This window comes from Shewanella waksmanii (assembly GCF_043643685.1).
Lineage (GTDB): Bacteria > Pseudomonadota > Gammaproteobacteria > Enterobacterales > Shewanellaceae > Shewanella > Shewanella waksmanii_A.
Genome location: NZ_JBHZSN010000013.1, coordinates 90,740 through 114,094, shown reverse-complemented (window position 1 = coordinate 114,094; position 23,355 = coordinate 90,740). Strand labels below are relative to the sequence as shown.

The window sequence follows — 23,355 nt, the reverse complement described above, 5'->3', positions numbered from 1 at the left end:
TTATCTCACATTACGGTGCAGAAGAAATGAGAGGGTTGACCAAAGTACCAGCAATTGGGTAATCGGGGAGGTTTACCACCACAGGAGCCCGTTTACCCAAAGTACCACTGACAATGTAATAGCCAGGTTCAGAACGTTGTACCGAAACCTGCTTGTTTTCAAGCTTATTGTCCATATTAACGAGCCAAATCATCTCATCTACAATTGACTGGCTAGGTACTTTATAAACATCTAGCAATTGTTTACCAGGAAAAGAAACTTTCACGTAATCGCCAAAACGAAGAGCGGGGTACCCTGACGTTAATCCATATGGATCAGCTACTTTTATCGCAACTTTTCTCATCCGTGTTCGGCTGTCTACAAAACCGAGATCCCTCACATCTGATGACAGCCTTAAGAAGCCATGGTCATGTTCTACTTGAGCAATAACGGACTCGAAAGTATCTGGCAAAAACTCGGAGTCAAATCCCGGCACAGGCACATGGATTTCGGCATACTCAACACTGTGTATCAATGCGACGCGCTCACCTGTATTAATGTATTGGCCTTGTCCGATATTGCGCGTCATTACCAAAGCGTCAAAAGGAGCATATACATCGCAATCTTCCAATCTATTTTCAGCAAGATGTAGTTCGGCTTGCGCCGACTCTAATGCTCGTTGAGCTTGCAACAACTGTGGTTGGCGTAAATATAGTTCACTGACTTTTATATTTCCGTGAGTCTGAATCACATTTGCCGCCACGTTGCCCCTAGCTTGCTCCTCTATCAGCTGTGCTTTTGCAGACGCAACTGACTGCTTTGCGCGCAATACATCGGTTAGATAAGCGTCTTTTTCTACACTGAAAAGTAAATCTCCTCGTTTTACCAGGCCTCCCGGAGCAAGTGCTGGGTTCCAAAAGGTCACCTTCCCAGAAACTTCTGACGTAATTTGTGTACTTTCAAATGGAGAGACTTCACCATGGCCCATGATAAGAACGCTGTGCTCCTGCTGGCCGATATTCTGTACTTCAACTACAGGTACGTGGTCGTGCTGAACATGACCCGTTTGTTCAACTGCGGTCGCATTAATAATAAAAAATAAACCACTGGCTGATGAACAAATTACAACCAGCACAATTATATTAAATGTCATTGATTTCATCTGGCTTCCTCTAATTTTTGCTAACTCCTAAGCCTACAAATCACATCATTGAAAATTGGTTATGTAGGGCTGCAATTGCGAAACCGTGTTTAACTGTGTCCTTCACACTTTGGTAAAATTAAACAAAACATTGGTTCTGGTTGCTCTTCACTACTCACCTCTACTTCTTCAGCAGATGCTTGAAACGAAATAATGCTAGTTACAAGCACAGTCATTAATTTTGCGAGTGTTAGTGCTGCTTTAACTTTTCTTAATGAAGACATAACTTTGTGTTCCTTTCCTTTTAAACACCCATACGGTGTATTCTTAGTTTTGAGGTATTACAAGACCGCTTGGCCTTAACGTGAAATCACAATATCCATATCTAGGAAAACTTACATCACACTTCTCATGACTAGTTGTTAGGTTAAAAAAAAATATAGAGGCAACAAGCCAGAATAAAGTCAAAAAATAGATAATAAAACCAATAATATCAACAACATGAACTTGGTAACGGATGGTAACGCGGCACTTTCAAAGGGATGTATTAACTAGCGAAAATGGCTAATATTGAAATGTGGAAGAGATGTTTATAGAAAGTAGGGTATTAGTTCAAGTGACGTTGAACATCCGCCTAAACAAGTGAAAAAAGCCTATCGGCCCCATTTACATATAAAGAGAGACTAAATTGGCATTTGGTATATTATCTTGCAACACAAGGAATTTTCTTCCGCTTGGATGAATATCAAAATGAGCATAATAAGTATTCTTTTGCCATGGAACACTATTTTGCTGCATAGTATCCAAATCAATTTTGTTTAAAATAAAATCTTTTCCTTTAGGTGATGTGTAATACACGCTCTCTTCAAAAGCATGCCATGAAATATTAGAAACTGTTGGAATAGTTGCAATAAACTGCTTATTTTTAAAGTTTGATACTGCAATGCGACTAAGCTCACCTTTGCTGCTAAGGATGTACAAATATTGACCAGCTTTATCTTCTTTGGCTTCAATGATGTCACTGAACAATCTATGGTGCTTTTGTGTCTCTATATCATAACGAATTAACGCCTTAGTACCTGGCTCCTGCCTTGAGTAATAAATGCTTTTACCATCGGCGCTCCAATTTGGTCGCTGTGCATTTTCCATTTGCTGGCTAATCAATTGAATATTAGCGGTTGTGGCATTTAATACAAAAACCTGTTTATCTCTCAACCCTAGGATATATTCAGTTTCAGGATTAAACTGTAACCCAGTTAATCGTTTAACACTGTCAAACTGGGTGATCACCTGCATCCCCTCAAGGTCTGAATAACGCACTATCTGGGGAATCCCGTCAATACGAGTTCGGAATACAACTTCATCTGACTTATTAGTGTACACTGGGGAGCCTTCGTCTCCGGCCATCGGGAGTTCAAAAACATCCAACAGTGCGCCATTTAACGCCATAAAAGGATTTACGAGTTCCTTAATATCCCTATTATTTTCATCTGCGGTATTAGCGATTAAACAACGTTTACCGCAATTATCGAAAATGGTTTCCACTCCAGAGCCATCTATTGCTGATACTGAAAAGCTACCTGAAGCCAAATCAAATAGATAAATTTTATCGCCGCTGGCAAAATACACACCTTCACTCTGAAGATCCCAGCTTAACGTAATGGGGGCGCTGTCTAGTTTATGATTACTAATCACCTTTCCACTGTTTATATCAATAATCATCAAATGCACTCTGTCATAGCGCTGATACCTAAGCATTGCCAGATATTTCCCATCTGGTGAAAATTGCGCGGTGTAATCACCAACACTATCGATATTGGGGAAAGTAACCTGCTCCAGTTCACGACTGGCAATATCCAAAGAAAATAGCGAATAGGGGTGCTCTATGCTTTGGCGATGCACGAAGTATAAAGCGCTGTCATCGGGTGACCAGTTCAAACTCGGCTGCAGTGAATCATAGGTCAATACGGTTTCAGAGCTTTTGACACGTAGTTCATCAGAAAGAGTTAACACAACTAACTCTACCTTTTCACCACTTTGCCTTTGATACGCCAACCGGTCACCGCTATTCGACCAAGTCGGTACATTATGGTTCGCTTCCCCACGAGTTAACCTTTTAATGGTATGGGATTGTGGGTTTTTCAAATAAAGATCAAAATAGCCACTTGCTGATTTTCGGTGAGAAAAAACAATAGCACCATTCTTAGGATTAAAGTTAGCCCAATAAGCTTCGCCAGGCATAGACGTAATAGTTTCAACCTGAATAGGTGGTTGAGATTTAAATAGTGTCGATGAATATATAAAATAGCCAAACACAACCACGATTAATATTGATGTTAATACGGAAACTCTACCCTTTTTGGGCTCTGTTGGCGTTATAGAAGTTGAAGAGTTGATCTCATCCTTTAATGTCGGTATATCTGTGTCCAACATGTCATTTTCTGTGTCTTCAATGACAACATCTGCAATGAGTAAATACCCTTTATTAGGTACTGTCTTTATGTATTTTGGAGACTTAGGCTCATCCCCAAGGGCATCTCTGAGCTTTTTTACTACTCTGCGTATAGCGTTATCGGAAACAATACGTCCATTCCATACATTTTCTAGCAATTCCTTTTGGTTAACATACTCTCCTTTTCGAGAAATAAGGTAACACAAAAGCTCCATAGCTAATGGTTCAAGCTTAATAACCTGCTCATTACGGGAAATTTGTGTCTTTTTGAAATCCACAACAAACTCGCCGACAACAACAGTATTTGCTCTCAGCCAGAATAAATTCCCCATTTTTTCTATATATTCCATTTAATAACGCGCAGTTTCATAGTTGTGACTTCCTGTTACCGAACCAATATAACACAGAAAATCACAATAAGTACTTTGCCGAGTTTAAATTTTCCTCTCATCATTGCTGAACTATTTTTGAGCGCATTTTTAGCTGAATGAGGAAAGTATTCTCGTGGCACACTCAATAAACTCGTGGAAACTATTTTGGTATTTTATGTCGCTGGTAATTTGCCTAATAGCGGCTTTATGCATATATCAATTGTCCCTGTTATCCCAAGCAGTCCCATTGTTAAATGGTCAACTCAACCTGGACGACGTAAAGAAACCAGTAAAAATCGAACGAGACACAAATGGGTTGCCCAGCTTATATGCTTCCAATCGAGAAGACAGTGCCTTTGCATTGGGGTTCTTACATAGTCAAGAGCGCTTTTTCCAAATGGATCTACTCAGACGCACTGCAACAGGCGGCCTAAGTGCGCTAATCGGTCATAAAGGAATAGAATCCGACAAACAAGCGGCATTGTTCAAATTTGAAAATTTAGCGAAACAGGTTGTAAACAACCTGCCCGCTTCTCACCAAGCTTTGCTTCATAGTTACAGCGCCGGTGTCAATCAAGGGTTACAACAACTCAACTCGCTCCCCTTTGAGTATAAGGCACTTAAACTGACGCCTAAAAAATGGCAGGAACATGATTCAATCTTAGTTGTGTACGCACTTTTTATGCGCCTTCAAGGCCAAGATATGTCACGTTTAGTTAATCGCCAAATATTATCAGAAGCCTTAACACCGGAGTTGTTTGCGTTCTTACTACCAGAAAGTCAACTGCATCAGGGCAAGATACCGCAAACCAAGGTACCCGGTCCCGAGATTTGGAATACGCGAGAATATGATTTACAACCCCCAACACCTTATAACCCAGATGTCAATGTATCCCACCGCCCCTCAAGTACCGGTTGGGTAACATCTAATAAATACAATCGCAACACCACCGTTGTCGCTGACATTAACTTGAACTTGGAAATGCCGAATATGTGGTTTCGCGCTATACAAGTCATCAGTGACGGTCAGCAAGTAAAAACCTTTAACGGTATAACCTTGCCAGGGTTTCCATTATTTTTCTCAGGAACAAACAATCACGTAGCTTGGGGTATCTCGCTATCAAAGAGTAATTGGAGTTATTTACTCAAAAAACACAAAACCGAGACTCCCGCGCAGACCAGACAGGTTGACATTGAAGTTCATCAGGAAGGCATTCTATCGCATGTCGTCAATGATACACCATGGGGACCAGTTGTTGCTGAAGAAGACAATTTTTTCAATGTGTGGCGATGGGTCGCTAACTCCCCATTTAGCATCAATATGGGATTATTGGAATTGGAGTCGGCAACCAGCACTGAAGAGGTGCTCAATAGAGCTGCGCAGTCCAGAATCCCCCATATGGATGTATTTGTTGGTGATACACAAGGGAATGTTGGCTGGACCTTAATGGGAGCAATTCCCATGAAATCCTGTCTTAAAGAACGTAAATTATGTTTGTCAAACCGCAGTGATTTTTACAACCACTCTCACTATCCGCACATTTTAAATCCGTCTAGTGGACACCTCTCCGTCGCAGATGTGCCCTATTTCGATGTGATAGCTGGAACTCATCACCACAAGGATAAAATGTGGCTAGGGCAGCGACAAAAACAAATTAAGGACAATTTGTTTGTCATGTACCGCCCAGATCAATACAAAGTGTTCAACTCTTTGGTGGATAAACGTAATCAGTCTATGTTGCGCTGGCAACAATTTATGCTGAATGTGTTAAATGAACAGCTTTTGACAGAACACCCAAACTTAAACTCTTTTCGACGTTTGGTTGACCAGTGGAACGGTGATGCTTCGCCTAATTCAGCAGGTTACTTATTAATTCGCGCCTTTAAGGAGCGAGTTGCTGAGTATGTGTTTAAACCCATTTTTGCAAACAAGTTACCAGCCAACCTATCTGACGATATCTCTGAATACTTTTTTTCAACAGAATACTGGGAACAGTCACTGTGGCTGATAACAGAGCAACAACCTGAACATTTCCTCGACCCACAATTCACACAGTGGCGCAATTTATACGGTCATATTGTTCTGGAGTTAGATCAGCTTTTCAAAGAAGAGCATGGCTCTCTAGACCAGGCTATTTGGGGAAAATACAACCAAGTTCACTTTGAGCACGTACTGTCCTCATCTCTCAGTTATCTCAATAATTGGCTTCTCGCTTTACCCAATATTAGCGTATCCGGTGATACGCATCTCCCCAAAACACAACTTGGTAATTTCGGGGCTACATTGCGACTTGTTATCAGCCCAGATAACCATGCAGACAGTTTACTCAGCATGCCATTTGGACAAGCCAGCACCCCTTTATCGCCATACTGGCGCTCCGGGCACGATGATTGGATGAACGAGAAACCCGTTCCCCTTTTGCCGGGAAAACCACAATTCAAATTAACGCTTAATCCAAAACAAATGAATTAGGGAATTTCAATGAGTCACATTACAGAATCGCCAACAATCAGTTATCCGCTGACCTCATCGCAATTGGAAATTTATTTCGATCAGTCCAGGGATCCTAGCAGCACCGCATACAACACCGGTGGATACGGGGTTATCAATTCAAAACTTAATGTTGAAGCGATGCGTCAAGCGATTGATACAGTCATCAATCAACACGATGTTTTTCATATTGCTTTCAAAGAAGAAGGTGAGCAGATAGTGCAAACCTTCGAGCCAACACCAACAAAAATGGAGTACTTGGAATTTGACCACTATGAAGCGCCACAGGTTGAAGCTAGAAAATGGGTTGAATCACAGTTCAAAAAGGTATTCCAGCTAAACCAACAAGGTCTATACGCCACTTATATATTAAAAGTGGCAGAAGAGGAGTATTGGCTCGTATTGTACGCCCATCACTTGATCCTCGATGGGCTGAGTTACGGAATTTGGACCGAAAATATCTTTAGTCATTACTTTGAGCTTACCGGTGAATATGTCGAGGAATCTAAGCAACAGCCAACGCAATTTTATGACTTAGCACAAAAGTCCTATAAATATGTGGAAAGTAAGTCTTATACCAAATCAGCAGAGTTCTGGGAAAGTCAATTAGAACAGCCATTTGAGCCTGTAATAAAGCCACAGCATACTCCGAAGCCTAATGAAAATAACACCTGTATGGTCAGCAAGGTTATCTGTCCAGAACACTACCAGCGGCTGATCGAATTTTCTGAATCAATTAATGCCACCATTCATCAATTATTTATCGGTACACTATATAGTTACTTTGCATCTTGTTATGGAAGTAAAGTGATTCCTGTTTGCTTACCATTTCACAATCGCACCGGTCCTGCTAAGCGTGCCATTGGCTGTTTTGCCAGTGTAAGTCCGCTACTAATGACCATAGATTCCTCAATGACATTTGTTGAGCTAGTCAGTGAGTTAAACGAGAAGTTAAAGTCTATCTCACGACATACCAAATACCCAATGAGCAAGGTCTTTCAGCGTGCACGTGCTACTCAGCCACATATCAGCAATCTATTTGATATTAACTTTAACTACTACAAGGTCGCGTTTGATATTGACCCCAGTGTGGAGGTGAATTCGCTACGAACAGGTTCTCAGCCACCGTTCAAATTTCACCTTTGCGAATTCAGGGACCAGCAAGATATTCAAATTCAGATCGAAGCGCAAAACGAATATTTCACCGAGCAGGAGGCGAGCCAAATATTAGAGCGGATCATGCTCATGGTAGAGCAAATCGTAACCAACCCGAAAATTCGTTTAGACCAACTACAACTACTTAGCAAACAGGACACTGCCTGCTATGAGCAATTGAATAACTTATCCAACATATCAACAAGCAATAGTGCTGACAATTTTGTTGATATGTTCGAATGTCAGGTAAAAGCAACACCACAAGCAACGGCATTGGTATTTAATCAACAGGCTTTGACCTTCGCAGAATTAAATAGCAAAGCGAATAAACTGGCTTCCAAAATTCAATCTCTGCTCCCAGTCGATAGAGCAGCTGATGTACCTGCAATAGGCTTGTGTGCTCAACGATCTATTGAAATGGTGATCGGTTTACTCGGCATCTTAAAAGCGGGCGCGGCCTACGTTCCGGTTGATCCTAAAGCTCCTGCAGAAAGAGTGAGATATATCGCTGACAATGCACAGATAAAGGTGGTTGTCTCGGATCACAAAAGCAGTGTGCTAATGCCCGGTTTTATTGAACACACACTATTGATAGATGAGGCATTGGAAGAACATTGGCTGGAGCAATTTGACAGCAATAACCCAGCGGTAAACATTCGAGCAGAAGATACTGCTTACATTATCTATACATCGGGATCGACTGGCCGACCTAAAGGCGTAAATGTCAATCACAGCAATGTGACACATTTGCAACAAGCCATGAATCAAGTGCTGGCTGAACAGGAGCTTGAAGCCCCTTTTCGATGGGCATGGAATGCACCGTTACATTTCGATGCATCAGTGCAAGCACTAACCGCATTGGTAAAAGGGGCACAGTTGCACCTGCTCGACGACGAACATAGAGCCAATCCTACAATGCTTGTCACATACCTCGAAGAAAATGACATCGATTTACTCGACATAACTCCAACGCTGTTGGAATTGCTAATAAAAGAGGCTGATAGACAAAAAACACCACTACCTAACTTACTGGTTGGTGGAGAGGCGATATCTCCATCGCTTTGGCAACAAATTGCCGCACAATCTGAACATTCTGGACGTTTTGCTCTGAATGTTTACGGGCCAACAGAGTGCACAGTAAACAGTACTTTTGCATCAATAAACAGTAACTGTGAACCTTCCATAGGTACTAGTATTCCTGGTTGTCGACTGTTTGTTCTTGGAGATAAACAGCAGCTTCTGCCTACCGGTGTTATCGGTGAACTGGCTATCGGTGGTGCAGGTTTGGCAACTGGATATGCAAACAACCCTGAATTAACTGCAAAACAATTCATTGACCACCCAGTTTATGGCCGAGTTTACATGAGCGGTGACCTAGCTTGCCTTGGGGAAAATGGAAAGCTTGAATACAAAGGGCGCACAGATCATCAAATAAAGCTGCGCGGTCACCGTATTGAGCTAGAAGAAATCGAAGATGTCCTATGTCGATACTCAGGCGTCAGTGAGACAGCTGTCATTCTCAACAATCAACAACTGCATGCTTTTATTGTTGCTGAAGGAGTGCAAGAAAGTGAGCTATACCGACATATAGAGAACGTGCTACCAGACTATATGCAAGTCAGCAGAATTGATTTCATCCCTAATATTCCAATCACCAGCAACGGTAAGAAGGACCGCAAACAACTAGCGGCCATGGAATTTGAATCAAACAGCAGTCAATACATCGCACCGGAAACAGAAACCCAAAACGAAATCCAAAAAATTTGGCACAAGCTCATGGCTAGAGACAGCATAAGTATTGAAGATAACTTCTTCGATATTGGTGGCCACTCGCTAATGGCAATCCGTGTTGCCAGTGCTTGTCGAGATATCTTTAAAGTCGAGGTAAAACTCTCAGACTTTATGGAAGCTCCCACCATCAAGCAACTCTCAGAACTAATCACTCAATCGATGGACAGCCAACGCGCTGCATCAAAAGTTATACATGCAAATCTGAATCAGGAAAATAAGCAAAGGATCATACTATGAATGCGGAAAACATCATTAACATCTGCCTAGAGCAAGGTATCTTTTTATCTGTCGACAATGGCAACTTGCAGGTCGACACTAACAAAGACAACCTGTCTCAAGACACGCTTGTATTACTAAAATCACATAAACAAGAGTTGGTTAGCTATATTGAGGCATTTCAATCACAACAAGCGGCGCTGAACAGGCAGCAGCTTAAAAAGGCAGAACATAACGGACCAGCACCTTTATCCTTCGCACAACAGCGTTTGTGGATTGTAGATCGAATGGAGCAGGGTGCAGCACAGAGCAACGTTTCAGCACCTTTTTTGCTCGAAGGCAAACTAAATAAAGCAGCAATGCAACAAGCGATTGATACTATCATTGAGCGCCACGAAGTGCTTCGTTCCGTATACAGAGAAAAGGATAATGAATGTTATCAAGAGGTATTGGAACAGTTTGATGCCAGCATTCCTGAAGTTGATTTGAGCGATCTTGATCAAGCTGCATTTGATCAAAAAGTTCAGGAAATGGCGAGAGAAGAAGCCCTTACTCAGTTCAATCTTGAGCAAGATATCATGTTGCGGGTGAAATTACTTAAATTCCGCGAAGACAAACACGTAGCTTTGTTCAGCATGCATCACATTGCATCTGACGGGTGGTCAGTGGGTGTCTTTATTAAAGAGTTTAACTTGCTGTATAGCGCATTTAGCCAGAACATGGCCAACCCACTATCTAAATTAGATGTGCAATACAGTGACTATGCACACTGGCAACGAGAGTGGATGCAAGGTTCAGTATATGAAAACGAGTTAAATTACTGGACAAATCATCTTCAAGACGCGCCGCCAGTACACAGCTTACCGCTAGATAAACCGCGTACAACTAAGCCCACCATAATTGGTGAAAAGGTTAAACGTACTATATCTTCGGCTGTATTGAAAAAGCTGAATGATTTGTGCAAAGCCGAGGGAGTGACCTTGTTCATGGCACTGCAAACCCTGTATGCACTAACGCTAAGTAAGTTTAGTCGAGAAGAGGACATTGTGATGGGCACCCCAGTTGCTGGGCGGATGCATCAGAATGCCGAACCCCTTATCGGTTTTTTTCTAAATAACCTTGTCTTACGCTCCAATCTGGCTGACAACCCAACCTTTTGTGAGTTGTTGGCACGCAACAAAAAAACCATTTTAGATGCTTTCGAAAATCAAAACTTGCCTTTTGATGCACTAGTGGAAGCTATCAACCCTGAGCGAACTAGCAGTCATCAGGCAATGTTCCAAATCTGGTTTGTATTACAAAATCACGAAAGCTCAGACTTTGCCTTGCCAGACTTGAATATGTCGCTACAAGAGTGCGATGAGTTTATTCATTTTGACTTATCTCTTGAGGCTATTGAAAAAGAAGGAGAACTAGAACTGAGATGGTTATATCAGGCTGATATTTTTGAACAACAAACTATCGAACAATTAGCGATCGCGTTCGAAACCTTGGTAGAAAATACACTGGCTAACCCGCAGTGTCACATTAACCGCCTAGAATTACTTACCAAACAAAGTGCACAGCCTTGGCTTGAAGTAACGAATAGCGACTACCCAAAAGAACACACCTTAGTGCACATGATCGAGCAATACAGTGACTTAAACCCCGAAGCAAATGCACTGAGCTTCCAAGGTGAAACAATCAGTTACAGCAAACTTAATGCACAAGCAAATAGTTTAGCCAACTACCTCATCGAGAAAGGAGTTACTGCTAATTCTGCCGTTGGATTATGTTTGCCACGCTCCTCTGAAATGTTGATCGCCATGCTGGCTATTATGAAAACGGGAGCAGCTTACATCCCGCTAGATACCACTACCCCAATTGAGAGATTGGATTACATTTTGAATGAAACGCAAGCTACTACGCTGATCACAACCGCTGATATTACTGCATCAATGAGCGACAGCACGCTTACTATCATTCAAATGGCAAATAAGGACTGGCAAATAGCAAGTGACGAGCCTCCTAAAGTCAACATTAAAGACACCGATTTAGCATACATTCTGTTTACGTCCGGCTCTACTGGTCGCCCTAAGGGAGTAGAAGTCACCCATCAAAATGTAGCTAATCTAACTTACTCTATGCGAGACCTGTTAGCGCAACGCGGTTTGACGGGGAATTACAGTTGGGCCTGGAACGCACCGATCGTATTTGACGCATCAGTTCAAGCATTGACCCAGTTGGCCTTTGGGGTAGAGCTACATTTGTTGACGGACGATATGCGTCGCGACCCTAAAGCACTGGCTGATTACATTAACCAAGCCCAAATAGACATGTTAGATACCACTCCATCTCTGGCCGACTTACTGCTGCGGGAATGTGTTGAAACGCAGCATGAGCTACCAAGCATGTTGATAGGAGGAGAGCCCATCAGCCCAGAGTTGTGGACTCAGCTAGCAGAATATTTTGCAAGTAGCAATGGCTTCGCTATAAACGTATATGGACCGACCGAATGTACCGTAAATGCTAGCTTTGCTGACATCGAAGCGAGCAGTCCTCCTAACATTGGCAAAGGGCTGCCCAACGTGAGGCTTTACGTCATGAATCAAACTGGCCAGGTGCTGCCAGTTGGTGCGAAGGGCGAGCTGTTCATTGGTGGTGAAGGCGTCAGCCGAGGTTACTTCAATAATCAAAAGCTCACTCAAGAAAAGTTCATTGATTCAGATGAATGGGGAAGACTATATAAAACCGGTGACTTAGTCCGCTGGAACAACGCAGGCCAATTGGAGTTTTTAGGACGTGCAGATTTCCAAGTTAAACTGCGTGGATATCGAATTGAGTTGGAAGAAATTGAATCAATCGCCATTGAGCATCCAGCCATTGATGAAGCCGCGGTTCTAGTAAAAGATGAGCAACTTGTCGCCTACTTGGTACCCGATCAGGCTCATAACCAACATATCAGTACATTCCTGGAAACGCGCTTACCAAGTTATATGGTGCCCACACAAATTGTCATGCTGCCTGAAATGCCAATCACTACAAATGGGAAACGTGATCGCAAAGCACTACTGTCAATGGATGTACAGGTAGAACAAGCCTGTTATGTCGCACCAGAAACAGAACTGGAAACAAATATCCAAGCCATTTGGCAAGAGTTACTTGGCCAAGAAAACATAAGTGTTGATGCCAACTTCTTCGAAATTGGCGGACATTCACTATTAGGCATTCGATTAGCAAGTGCATGCCGAGAAAAGCTCGGTATTGAGTTACCACTAAAAGATCTAATGGAAGGTCCTACGATCCGAGCCCTAGCAAAACAATGTGAATTTATTGAAAAGCAACGTCAAGTACTCACTGCTTGCAGTCAAGCAAACAACTCAGAAGATGCTGAAAGGATTGTAATATGAACATGCAGCACATCATCGAACAGTGTGCGCAAAACGGAATCAATATCACTCTCGAAGAGAGTGGTATTGCCCTGACAGGCAACAAGCACAAACTAACACAAGAACTATTGGATCTAATTAGATCAAATAAGGAGGAGCTGACTCAATATATCACGTCGTTTAACTCGGCAACCACTGGTAACAAGGATACAACCATTCAACCTATCGATCGCTCGGGGCCAATGTCATTGTCCCCGACACAAGAGCGGTTGTGGTTGGCCAACTGCATTAGCGGCGAATCTCCGGAGTACAACATGCCCGGAGCGTGTGAGATCAGTGGGCCATTTTACTTCGATGCAGCCACTCGTGCTCTCAATGAAATTGTGCGCCGTCATGAAGTTTTACGAACAACCTATCACGAAAGCGATAGTGGTCCGATACAAACGGTTCAACAACAATTCGAATTGAGTATAAAGAAGCATGATTTAACCCCCCTTGCAGCGGGAGTAAAGCAAGATGCATTAGTTAAACTACTCAAAGAAGACATAAATAGACCTTTTGATCTCGAAAAGGATTTGATGTTGCGTGCATCCTATATAGAGCTTGAAAAAGGCGAACAGGAGAGAGGAGTACTGTTATTTAACACTCATCATATTGCGTTTGATGGATGGTCTATGGAAGTACTGCACAAAGAATTTTTTGTGCTTTACCAAGCATTTATATCTGAACAACCTAGCCCACTACCTAAACTAGATATTCAGTACGCTGATTATGCAAATTGGCAGTTAAAACAGCTAGATTCAGCGGAAAGTAAACGACAACTAAACTATTGGCAACAAAATCTAGAAGAGTTACCCCAATGCCATAGTCTGCCATTGTCGTTTGAACGGCCACCAGTCAAACAGCAGGAAGGGGCGTTAGTAGAACGTATTTTATCTGCCGATATAGCCATCGGACTAAAAAAGCTAGCAACGGCCTATCAGCTTACTCCTTTTATGTTATTACATGGCGCATTGGCTCTAGTAATTTCTAGACATAGCGGAAGCCACGACATTGTCATAGGCTCACCTTTTGCCAATCGCTTAAAGCGAGAATTGGAACCGCTGATCGGCTTTTTCGTTAATACGCTGACATTGCGCTGTAATACCCAGCATGAATCCATTGGTGATTACTTTAATCACATTAAACAAACTCATGTTAATGCACAATCCAATCAGGATGTGCCCTTTACTAAGTTGGTTGATTTAATGAAAGTGCCGAGAAATTCGGCATATACTCCCTTGTTCCAGATAATGTTAACGACAGAAAATGACTTTGGCGTTAATCAAGAGGCAAACTCGATGGAGCTCGCGGGCAGCACATTGTCTGCGATGGCGCCGGACACTGTAGCAGTTAAATCTCCGTTTGACTTGGATATCAGTATTAGCCTGAGCGAACATGGTGTGAAAGTAAAGTTCATCTACGATGTTGCACTTTTCAGCCAAGATAAAGTGGAAGAGATCAATCACCATCTGTGCCAGCTACTGAACACGCTAGCCTTTCACAGCGAGCACTTAGACCCTTGTAGTTCATTATCCACCTTGTCGATGTTAACAACAACGGAAAAACAAAACATCGACAACACCTTAAATGGAGAGTGGGTTGACTATGATGCTGAAGTTAACATTCAAACATTATTTGAAAAGCAAGTAGCACTAAATCCACAACAGTTAGCAGTTGAATCAGAAACACAACAACTCAGTTACCAGCAGTTAAACCGCCAAGCAAATCAACTTGCAGCACTGTTGAGAGCACAGTTTAGCATCGAACCAGATACGTTAGTCGGGATCAGCATGGGTCGCTCATGCCAGATGATTATGACGATTTTAGCTGTACTAAAAGCTGGTGGAGCTTATTTGCCGTTAGACCCCTCCTACCCACAAGAGCGACTCAATGCAATGATTGAGGATGCGGGAGTAAAGGTCATCATTTCAGACCCGCATATAGCCTCAAGCCTGCAGTTTGAAAACTGTCAAACCGTATCCTTTAGCGAAAGTGATTTCGAAGCTTACCCAGATACCAATCCTGATTACATCGCACAAAACCTGACTACCGATAACCTTGCTTATGTCATTTATACATCAGGCTCTACGGGTAAGCCCAAAGGTGTGATGATCGAGCACAGAAATCTGAATCACTTTCTAGTTAATACAAAACAGCGATATCGCCTTAGCAAAAGAGATAAAGTTTTGCAGTTCTCTACCATGAACTTCGATATTTTTGTTGAAGAGATGTTTAGCACCTTATGCTGTGGTGCGACTTTGGTATTGCGAAATCAAGACTGTATGTCGGGCCGAAATGCTTTTAGCCAGTTTTGCCAACAACATGGTGTAACAGTAGTTAGCCTACCAACCGCATTTTGGCACCAAATCAATGCAGGCCCTGACAAAGTGAACTCTGACAAACTGCGATTAGTTATTTTAGGTGGCGAGGCACTACAAACAGAATCCGTAAATGCTTACTTTGAGCAGGTTAACAATGTAGAGCTTATAAATAGTTACGGACCAACAGAAGCTACAGTAACAGCAACAGGCTTCCACATTACCGAAAACACTATTAAGAGAACTGTCCCTATTGGCTCTGCGAACGTCAATACGAACCTGATGATCCTAGATGAAAAGCAAGGAATATTACCGCTTGGTGCAGTTGGAGAGCTTTACATTGGTGGTGCTGGCTTGGCTCGTGGCTACCTTAATAAGCCTGAACTTACAGCAGAACGCTTTGTCGCCAACCCCTATTACAATCCCGCTCAACCACAAAGTAGTAAGCGCTTATACAAAACGGGAGACTTGGTCGCATGCAATTCACAAGGAGAGCTGGAATTCCACGGTCGTATAGATGATCAGATAAAAATCAGAGGATTCCGCATTGAGCTCGGTGAAATAGAGAATCAACTCGCTAGCCTCGACCTGATTGAAGTGGCCTTAGTGATGGCTATTGAAACTGAACAAGGCACAAAACAGCTCATTGCTTATTTGCAACCAGTTTCACTGGTTAATGGTCGCCAAGACATTTTGAAATCTGTTCGAAATCAATTAGCAAAACAGCTACCAGAATACATGATTCCATCATCATTTGTGATTGTCGATGATTGGCCAATGATGCCAAACGGAAAAGTAGACAAGAAAGTACTAGCGACATTGCAAAGTGACGAACCAGCAGAAATATACGTTGCACCACAAAATGAATTGGAACATGCGCTTCAGGTCATTTGGTCTGAAGTGCTCAGGATAAACAACACCGATCTAAGTGTTGAAGCAAACTTCTTTGATATGGGAGGTCACTCGTTAACGGCGGTCAAACTGGTATCGATGGTAAGGGAGCAATTGCAATATGAAATAACTGTCAGCGATATCTTCGAAGCTCAATCCATACGTAACATGGCAGTAAAACTGTCTGAGACCACGCTGCAGACTGTGCGTCCAGCCATAGAGAGAATGCCCCGTAAAGAACTAGGAATGCCACTGTCGTTTGCTCAGCAACGCTTGTGGTTTATTGATAAGTTACGAGGCGGTAGTAGCGAATATAATATGCCGGTGGCACTAGAAGTCATCGGTGAGCTTGATGAAAATGCTGTCGGTGTTGCTATGCAGCGGATAATTGATCGCCATGAGGCACTTCGCACAGTGTTCCATGATACCTATGATGGGGTGCTACAACACATCATCAATGACCCGGTTTTTACATTGCAACAAATCGACATAAGCCATTTGTCAGGATCAGCTCAGCGTAATCAATTGCAAACATTGTTACTCAATGATGCGCAACGCCCCTTTAACTTAAGTCATGATTTAATGGTTAGAGCCTGCACCATTTTGCTCTCTAAAGGTTGCGAAAACTCTCCTAAAAAAAGCGTGTTGGTGTTCAATATGCATCATATTGCTTCTGACGGTTGGTCAATGGAAATTCTAACTAAAGAGTTTGTGGCACACTATCAGAGCATTGTTACCGGGCGGCCGGTATTAATGGAGCCACTAGAAATTCAATATGCCGATTTTGCAGCTTGGCAACGAAAATTATTGCAAGGAGATACCCTAAAAAACCAGTCAGCATATTGGCAACAACAACTTAAAGGCGTACCTGCAGTACACAGCTTACCATTAGACTTTTCTAGGCCCAAAAGCAAACAATTTAAAGGTGCTTCCGAATCTGCACACCTATCATGTGAGGTAGGGGAAGCTCTTGTCAATGTCGCTAACATGCACAAAATGACACCGTTTATGTTAATGCATGCTGCCTTAGCATTGGTACTATCACGCCACTCAAATAGTCGGGACATCGTTGTTGGTACCCCAATTTCTAACAGGACACAAGCTGAGCTAGAACCAATAATTGGCTTTTTTGCTAATACGTTGGTACTACGAGTAGATACAGGAGTTTCGTCATTAGGAGAGTACCTCAAACAAGTACGAGAAGTTCACCTCGGTGCTCAGGAAAACCAGGATCTCCCCTTTGAACAATTAGTTGAAGGGTTAAATATTGAGCGTGATACGTCGCACTCTCCTGTATTTCAAATTATGGTAACAACGAATGCCAGTCAGCATGCCAACCGTAACAGTAGTGAGCCTATTTCAATACCGAATCTTCAGTTAACGCCATTAAATTCAGATGCAACGGTAGCCAAGTTCGATTTATCTATTCAACTAGATATTAATGATACTGGTGTGAACATGCATTGGATATACGACACAGCCCTGTTTCAATCACATACCATTATTAAGATGATACAAAACCTGAAACGGTGTTTAAACGGCATTGCAGAACTTAACAAGGCCTCTATCTCGAATATGCCACTCGCCGATATTCCTATGTTGTCGAAACTAGAAACACATTTTCTGGTAAACAAATTCAATAACACCCGTATTGCCTACGCAAAAGATATCTGTTTACATCACGATATTGAGTCGCATGCAATCACAACACCCGATCAGGTTGCCGTTATATGCGACAAACAACAGCTATCCTTTGCGCAGCTAAATAACCGCGCCAATCAGTTAGCTCACCACCTTATAAATAACTGTGATGTGCAACCAGGACAGCTGATTGGTCTATGTACTAGTCGCTCAATGGACATGCTCATTGGTATTCTCGCTATTCTTAAAGCCGGCGCAGCTTATGTCCCTCTTGATCCGTCATATCCTGAAGCACGCCTACATTACATTGTTGACGATGCCAAATTAACTACTGTATTGGTGCAGTCATCTCATACAACTTGTTTGCCTAAAAATACATTGCAGCAAGTTTTATTGGATGGCGAAAAGCACTCTGACTGCCCAACCTTCAACCCAAACATCACCTTGGCTCAACCTATAGCTGAACAAATAGCCTATGTGATCTATACCTCTGGCTCCACAGGGAAACCAAAAGGTGTATGTCAGACACACGGTACCTTGATGTCTTTTAGTTATGAATTTGATGAGCAGCTGCAGGTATTAGGTGTTGCGGACTGTTCTCCTTGGTTATGGACAGCATCCTATGCATTTGATGCTTCCATAAAAGGGCTGGTATGCCTCGCCTTAGGTAAACCAGTTGTTGTCGCGTCGGAGACTGAATGTGCTGAGCCACAAAATCTCGTGAAACTCATTATTCAGCATCGCATAGAAGTATTCAATGCTGTACCGCAGTTGTTAGAATTATTGGTTGATGATCTTGCTGGTGTACCTGTCCACTTGATCTCCAGCGGTGATGACCTAAATAGCAAGACATTGGACAAATTACTCAATTACACACGAGCTGTCGGCACACGGTTAATCAATGCGTACGGCCCAACTGAAACTGGTGTAAACAGCAGTTATGCACTAATTAGAGATCGGGCTGTCATTGGACGTCCCACCCTTAATACGGAATTGTTAATTTTAGATGCATGTGGGCGCCTAGTACCAAAAGGCGCAATAGGTGAACTCCACATTGGCGGAGCAGGCCTAGCACAAGGCTACTTGCATAGACCAGCCCTTACCAAGGAGAAGTTTGTCGCCAACCCATACTATGATGGATCACGCCTTAACTGTAGTCCCAAGCTCTACAAGTCAGGGGATCTGGTTCGTATGTTAGAAGATGGAGATTTGCAATTTATAGGTCGCGTAGATGACCAAATCAAAATCCGTGGCTTTCGAATTGAATTAGGTGAAATAAAGTCAGAACTATGTGCTCTACCTCAGGTAGCCTCAGCAGCGGTGGTCCGTCATCAGTCAACAAAAGATGTTCAGCAGCTCATCGCATACATCGTGCCTCAAGAGGATAAAAACACTAGCCAGCCATTCGATGTCGATGCCATGAAAGAAACTTTGGCGCAAACTTTACCCAACTATATGGTACCGGATTTTATACTCGTACTGGATGAGTTACCAACCAATGCAAGCGGCAAGCTGAATCGTACAGCATTACCTACCCCGCATGATCTCATCACTGGTAATCATCATGTTGCGGCCGAAAACCAAACGGAACAAAGCCTACTAACTATTTGGTCAATATTACTCGGTGTGAATACCGCTAACCTAAGCGTGACAACGGACTTTTTCGCCGCTGGGGGCCACTCTTTACTGGCGGTAAAACTGTTGGCAGAGATCAGAAAACAACTTCATGTTGATTTGACATTGGCGCAACTGTTTGATGCAACAACCATTCGCCAACAGGCACAGCTGGTTGAGCAGGAGCAGGGTATTTCACAACATGAGATCATTAACTCTGTTCCGCGAGAGCAGTTAATGCCGCTATCCAGTGCCCAGCAACGCTTATGGGCCATTCACTCTCTACAAGGTGGATCGTCTGAATACAACATCCCCGCTGCTGTGCATGTAGAGGGAGATCTGGATATTGACGCTGCAAAATCTGCCTTGAACACTATCGTTGCACGTCACGAAATTTTACGCACTAATTATGTGCAAACAAAAGACGGTCCTCGCCAGTGCGTTCAACATAAAGTAGAAGTGCCTTTTGCGTTGCACAATTTGTGTGAATTGGACACTGACACTAAGGCGATCAGAATCAATGAAATCATCGAACTAGAAGCAAACACGTCTTTCGACCTAGAACTTGATGTGATGATGAAAGCGGGCTTTATTCTGACTCAAAACACCCCTAGCAAAGAAGGCATTCTGATTTTCAATGTGCATCACATTGCATCAGACGGCTGGTCAATGGAGGTGTTACGCAAAGAGTTTCTAACCCTTTATCAAGCATATTCGAAAGGTTTAACAAATCCTTTGCCTCCTTTGTCAATTCAATATATTGATTACGCCCAGTGGCAGCAGGAACAACAAAGAAAAGCGCAGAGCATAGCGCAACTCGCATACTGGGAAAATCAACTTCACGATTTACCAGCAGTGCACAATCTTCCACTCAAAAGTGAGCGCAGTGCAGTTAAATCCAATGTGGGGCTGAACCTTGAAGCTTCAATAGAGCCCAAAATTTGCAAAGCTTTAACAGCCCTTGCTCAAGAGTACAAAATGACACCGTTTATGCTATTGCATGGTGCTGTTGCTTTGAGTTTATCAAAAACCAGTGGCGAAAAAGATATCGTGGTTGGTACACCAACAGCTGGCAGGTTGTTACCAGAACTATCACCGTTAATTGGTTTTTTTGTCAACACCATAGTATTACGAGCCAATACCGAGTATCCAACGCTACATGACTACTTAACACACATAAAGAAAGTTCACACAGAAGCTCAAATTAATCAGGGAGTGCAATTTGATCAGTTGGTTGAAAAACTTAATGTACAACGCAACCGATCTCATACGCCGCTGTTCCAAGTAATGCTAACAGCACAAAATGACTTTGATGTGTCATTACCTGATACGACAGAAAAGTCATCTATTGAGGAATTAATGCTATCTCCTCTAGAAATAGACAGTGTCAGTTGTAAATTTGATATCGATATCAAGGTCAAAATAACGGAATCTGGCGGTACAGTCAGCTGGAACTATGACAGTAGCCTATTCAATCATGAACTAATTGAGTTACTGAACACACACTTTATGCAAGTGTTAACCAACTTAACTAGTATGAAATCTGATACCAAACACAGATTATTGCTGACCGAACTGACTAATACCGCTATCACTGAACAAGTCATTCCTAAGAATAATGATGTTGACAAGGAGTGTTTGCCAAATACAAGTAGCACTACGACCAATGCAAATATCACATTGGCAATGTCAAAAAGTGTACCATCTAGCCAAATAAGAAAAGCTGAAAATAACACGGAAGCAGAACTAACGACTCTCTGGTCGTCACTGCTAGGAAGCGACTGCAGTTACTTAAGTACCGATACAAACTTTTTCAGTGTGGGTGGCAACTCTCTGCTAGCCATTTCATTGGCAAAGCGCATTCAACAACATTTTGATGTGAATTTTACCTCGTCAATGATGTTTGATCACCAAACGATTCACGAACAAAGTATCGCTGTGCAAAAACTTACGCAGAGCGGTATACCAAACGATGATCAAACTTTGGTGAAGTTGCGAAGTGGTATGCCAAGTATGCCACCGATATTTCTCATTCACCCATTAGGTGGCAAGGTATTCTGCTACAACGAAATTGTCAGCAAATTAGGCCGTGAACTACCGATATTTGGTTTACAGACCCCAAGCCATGGCTTTGAGAGCCTAACAGCGATGGCCAGTCATTATTTATCACTTGTCCGTCGTCAAGCACCTGGAGGAACCATCAACCTAGTGGGCTGGTCCATGGGCGGTGTAATCGCTCATGAAATGCAAAGACTAGCATTATCTCAAGGGGATGTAGAGGTCAACGTAGCTATGATTGATTCCTATCCTACCACCGATAACGCTGAAGAAGTTGATGATTTATCACTCATATACATGATTGCAAGCGAACTGGGTGTACGAGCCACTGATGAAGAAATTTCTCAGTTGAAAAAGGTCTCTGTAGAGCAGGCATTGGAATATTTACATCAGGCAGCTATTGCTCAGCATCGTTTGCCAGAGGATACCAGCGTGCAGGAGTTAACACTGCATTTTCAAATTATAAAAAACAATAATCAGTTGTTTAACGATCATCAAATGCAACCAAGTAATGGCCGCACACTACTGATTGCCTCTAGTGAACATCAACGCGTAGCTGAATGGCAAGTCTACTGTGATGATGTTACCAACATAGTAATACCCGAAAGCGATCACTTCAGCATCGTCGGAGCGACTTATAGCCACACAGTGGTGACTAACCTGAAGTCTATGCTCTATCAGCCTGCAGATCTTAAATACGCCAAATAAATTTTAAATTGATTACACAAAAGGAAATAATTGTGAATACTACAGCTCAAACAATGACTCAAAAAACAAATATCACCGCGCAGCATAACCCAGCAATCCTACAGGGGTTAAGTTCTCAGATAGAGATGACTGAGACCCCACTTTTTGAAAATAAACGTTTCCCATTACAAATAATACCGCTAAATGGCAAGATAAATGCCGCTAAGTGGATTGAAGATAATAAGCAGCATATTCAAGATCATTTACATCAATACGGAGCTATTTTGCTTAGAGGCTTTGACCTCAAGGATGAAGGAGACTTCAGAGATGCCGCGAATCAATTTATTCCAACTTTAGCAAAATACATGGAAGGTGCTACACCCCGAACCGACTTAGGCAAAGGCACTTATACATCAACGGAATTCCCTAAAGAACTCAGCATCGCTCAACACAATGAGTTGTCATACATTACACAATGGCCTATGAAAATAGCGTTTTGTTGTCTTGTTGCAGCCAAAGAAGGAGGAGCAACGCCTATTGCTGATGTGCGACAAGTCTATGATTTTATAGATAAAGATATTCGTGATAAATTTGAACGCCTTGGATGGATGCTTATCCGAAATTTTGGTAATGGCCTTGGACCAAGTTGGCAAAAATCCTTCAATACAAACAATATCAAAGACGTTAAAGACTATTGTCAAAAAGCTCAGATTGATTTGGAAATTATCAATGAGCAACAAATCCGTACCAAGCAAATAAGACCAGCAATAAGGCACCACATCGAAACCAATGAGAAGGTTTGGTTTAATCATGCAGCCTTCTGGCATCCCTCCAGCCTGTGTCCAATAATTCGTAAAGAGCTCGTATCACAATTTGGCGAAGAAGCACTCACTTATAACACTTTATATGGTGATGGAAGCGTAATCGAAGACGAAGTGATTGCGCACATCAATGAAGCTTACGACAAGGCCACTGTCTCCTTCCCATGGCAAAAAGGTGATTTATTGCTGATGGACAATATGCTGATATCCCATGGGCGAGCACCTTTTGAGGGCGATAGACGCGTACTAGTCTCAATGGGTGATCCCGTAAAGTCCGTTTAATTTACTTTATGGTTGAAAGCAATAATTGAATTAGGGG

The 23,355-nt window shown here is 42.4% G+C and carries 8 protein-coding genes; 5 read left to right on the top strand and 3 right to left on the bottom strand.

The window, feature by feature from the left end; genetic code table 11:
• Positions 1 to 10: 10 nt before the first annotated feature.
• The 3 genes from ACHUFW_RS18105 to ACHUFW_RS18095 all read right to left on the bottom strand — a co-directional run bounded on the left by ACHUFW_RS18105 (position 11) and on the right by ACHUFW_RS18095 (position 3,922).
• Entirely contained in the window at positions 11 to 1,141 is a 1,131-nt protein-coding gene (locus ACHUFW_RS18105) for an efflux RND transporter periplasmic adaptor subunit (RefSeq protein WP_394205013.1), read from the bottom strand.
• Positions 1,142 to 1,230: 89 nt separating this feature from the next.
• The gene (locus ACHUFW_RS18100) at positions 1,231 to 1,404 is read right to left on the bottom strand and encodes a hypothetical protein (RefSeq protein ID WP_394205011.1); all 174 of its coding nucleotides are present in this window, start codon (positions 1,402 to 1,404) and stop codon (positions 1,231 to 1,233) included.
• Positions 1,405 to 1,786: 382 nt separating this feature from the next.
• Complete coding sequence (locus ACHUFW_RS18095) at positions 1,787 to 3,922, bottom strand: winged helix-turn-helix domain-containing protein (protein WP_394205009.1); 2,136 nt, start codon at positions 3,920 to 3,922, stop codon at positions 1,787 to 1,789.
• A gap of 268 nt (positions 3,923 to 4,190) precedes the next feature.
• Between ACHUFW_RS18095 and ACHUFW_RS18090 the strand changes: the two genes are divergently transcribed.
• Genes ACHUFW_RS18090 through ACHUFW_RS18070 form a run of 5 tightly spaced genes read left to right on the top strand, consistent with a single transcriptional unit; the run spans position 4,191 to position 23,318 of the window.
• Positions 4,191 to 6,416, top strand: a complete 2,226-nt coding sequence (locus ACHUFW_RS18090) for a penicillin acylase family protein (protein ID WP_394205007.1) — start codon at positions 4,191 to 4,193, stop codon at positions 6,414 to 6,416.
• A gap of 9 nt (positions 6,417 to 6,425) precedes the next feature.
• Entirely contained in the window at positions 6,426 to 9,617 is a 3,192-nt protein-coding gene (locus ACHUFW_RS18085; RefSeq protein ID WP_394205005.1) for a non-ribosomal peptide synthetase, read from the top strand.
• Positions 9,614 to 12,985: a non-ribosomal peptide synthetase gene (locus ACHUFW_RS18080; protein WP_394205003.1), complete on the top strand. Its 3,372-nt coding sequence runs from the start codon at positions 9,614 to 9,616 to the stop codon at positions 12,983 to 12,985. Before ACHUFW_RS18085 ends, ACHUFW_RS18080 begins: the two co-directional genes overlap by 4 nt.
• Positions 12,982 to 22,236 (top strand): non-ribosomal peptide synthetase, encoded by a 9,255-nt coding sequence (locus ACHUFW_RS18075; RefSeq protein ID WP_394205001.1) that lies wholly within the window; start codon positions 12,982 to 12,984, stop codon positions 22,234 to 22,236. The genes ACHUFW_RS18080 and ACHUFW_RS18075 overlap by 4 nt, the downstream gene beginning before the upstream one ends.
• A 32-nt stretch (positions 22,237 to 22,268) precedes the next feature.
• Positions 22,269 to 23,318 carry a TauD/TfdA family dioxygenase gene (locus ACHUFW_RS18070; protein ID WP_394204999.1) on the top strand — a complete coding sequence of 350 codons (1,050 nt, stop codon included), beginning with the start codon at positions 22,269 to 22,271 and terminating at the stop codon, positions 23,316 to 23,318.
• The last annotated feature ends 37 nt before the right edge of the window (positions 23,319 to 23,355 follow it).

What these genes read in the sequence shown, in the direction of transcription:
- ACHUFW_RS18105 (WP_394205013.1), bottom strand. Translation starts at nt 1,141, where the DNA reads ATGAAATCAATGACATTTAATATAATTGTGCTGGTTGTAATTTGTTCA.
- ACHUFW_RS18100 (WP_394205011.1), bottom strand. Translation starts at nt 1,404, where the DNA reads ATGTCTTCATTAAGAAAAGTTAAAGCAGCACTAACACTCGCAAAATTA.
- ACHUFW_RS18095 (WP_394205009.1), bottom strand. Translation starts at nt 3,922, where the DNA reads ATGGAATATATAGAAAAAATGGGGAATTTATTCTGGCTGAGAGCAAAT.
- ACHUFW_RS18085 (WP_394205005.1), top strand. Translation starts at nt 6,426, where the DNA reads ATGAGTCACATTACAGAATCGCCAACAATCAGTTATCCGCTGACCTCA.
- ACHUFW_RS18080 (WP_394205003.1), top strand. Translation starts at nt 9,614, where the DNA reads ATGAATGCGGAAAACATCATTAACATCTGCCTAGAGCAAGGTATCTTT.
- ACHUFW_RS18075 (WP_394205001.1), top strand. Translation starts at nt 12,982, where the DNA reads ATGAACATGCAGCACATCATCGAACAGTGTGCGCAAAACGGAATCAAT.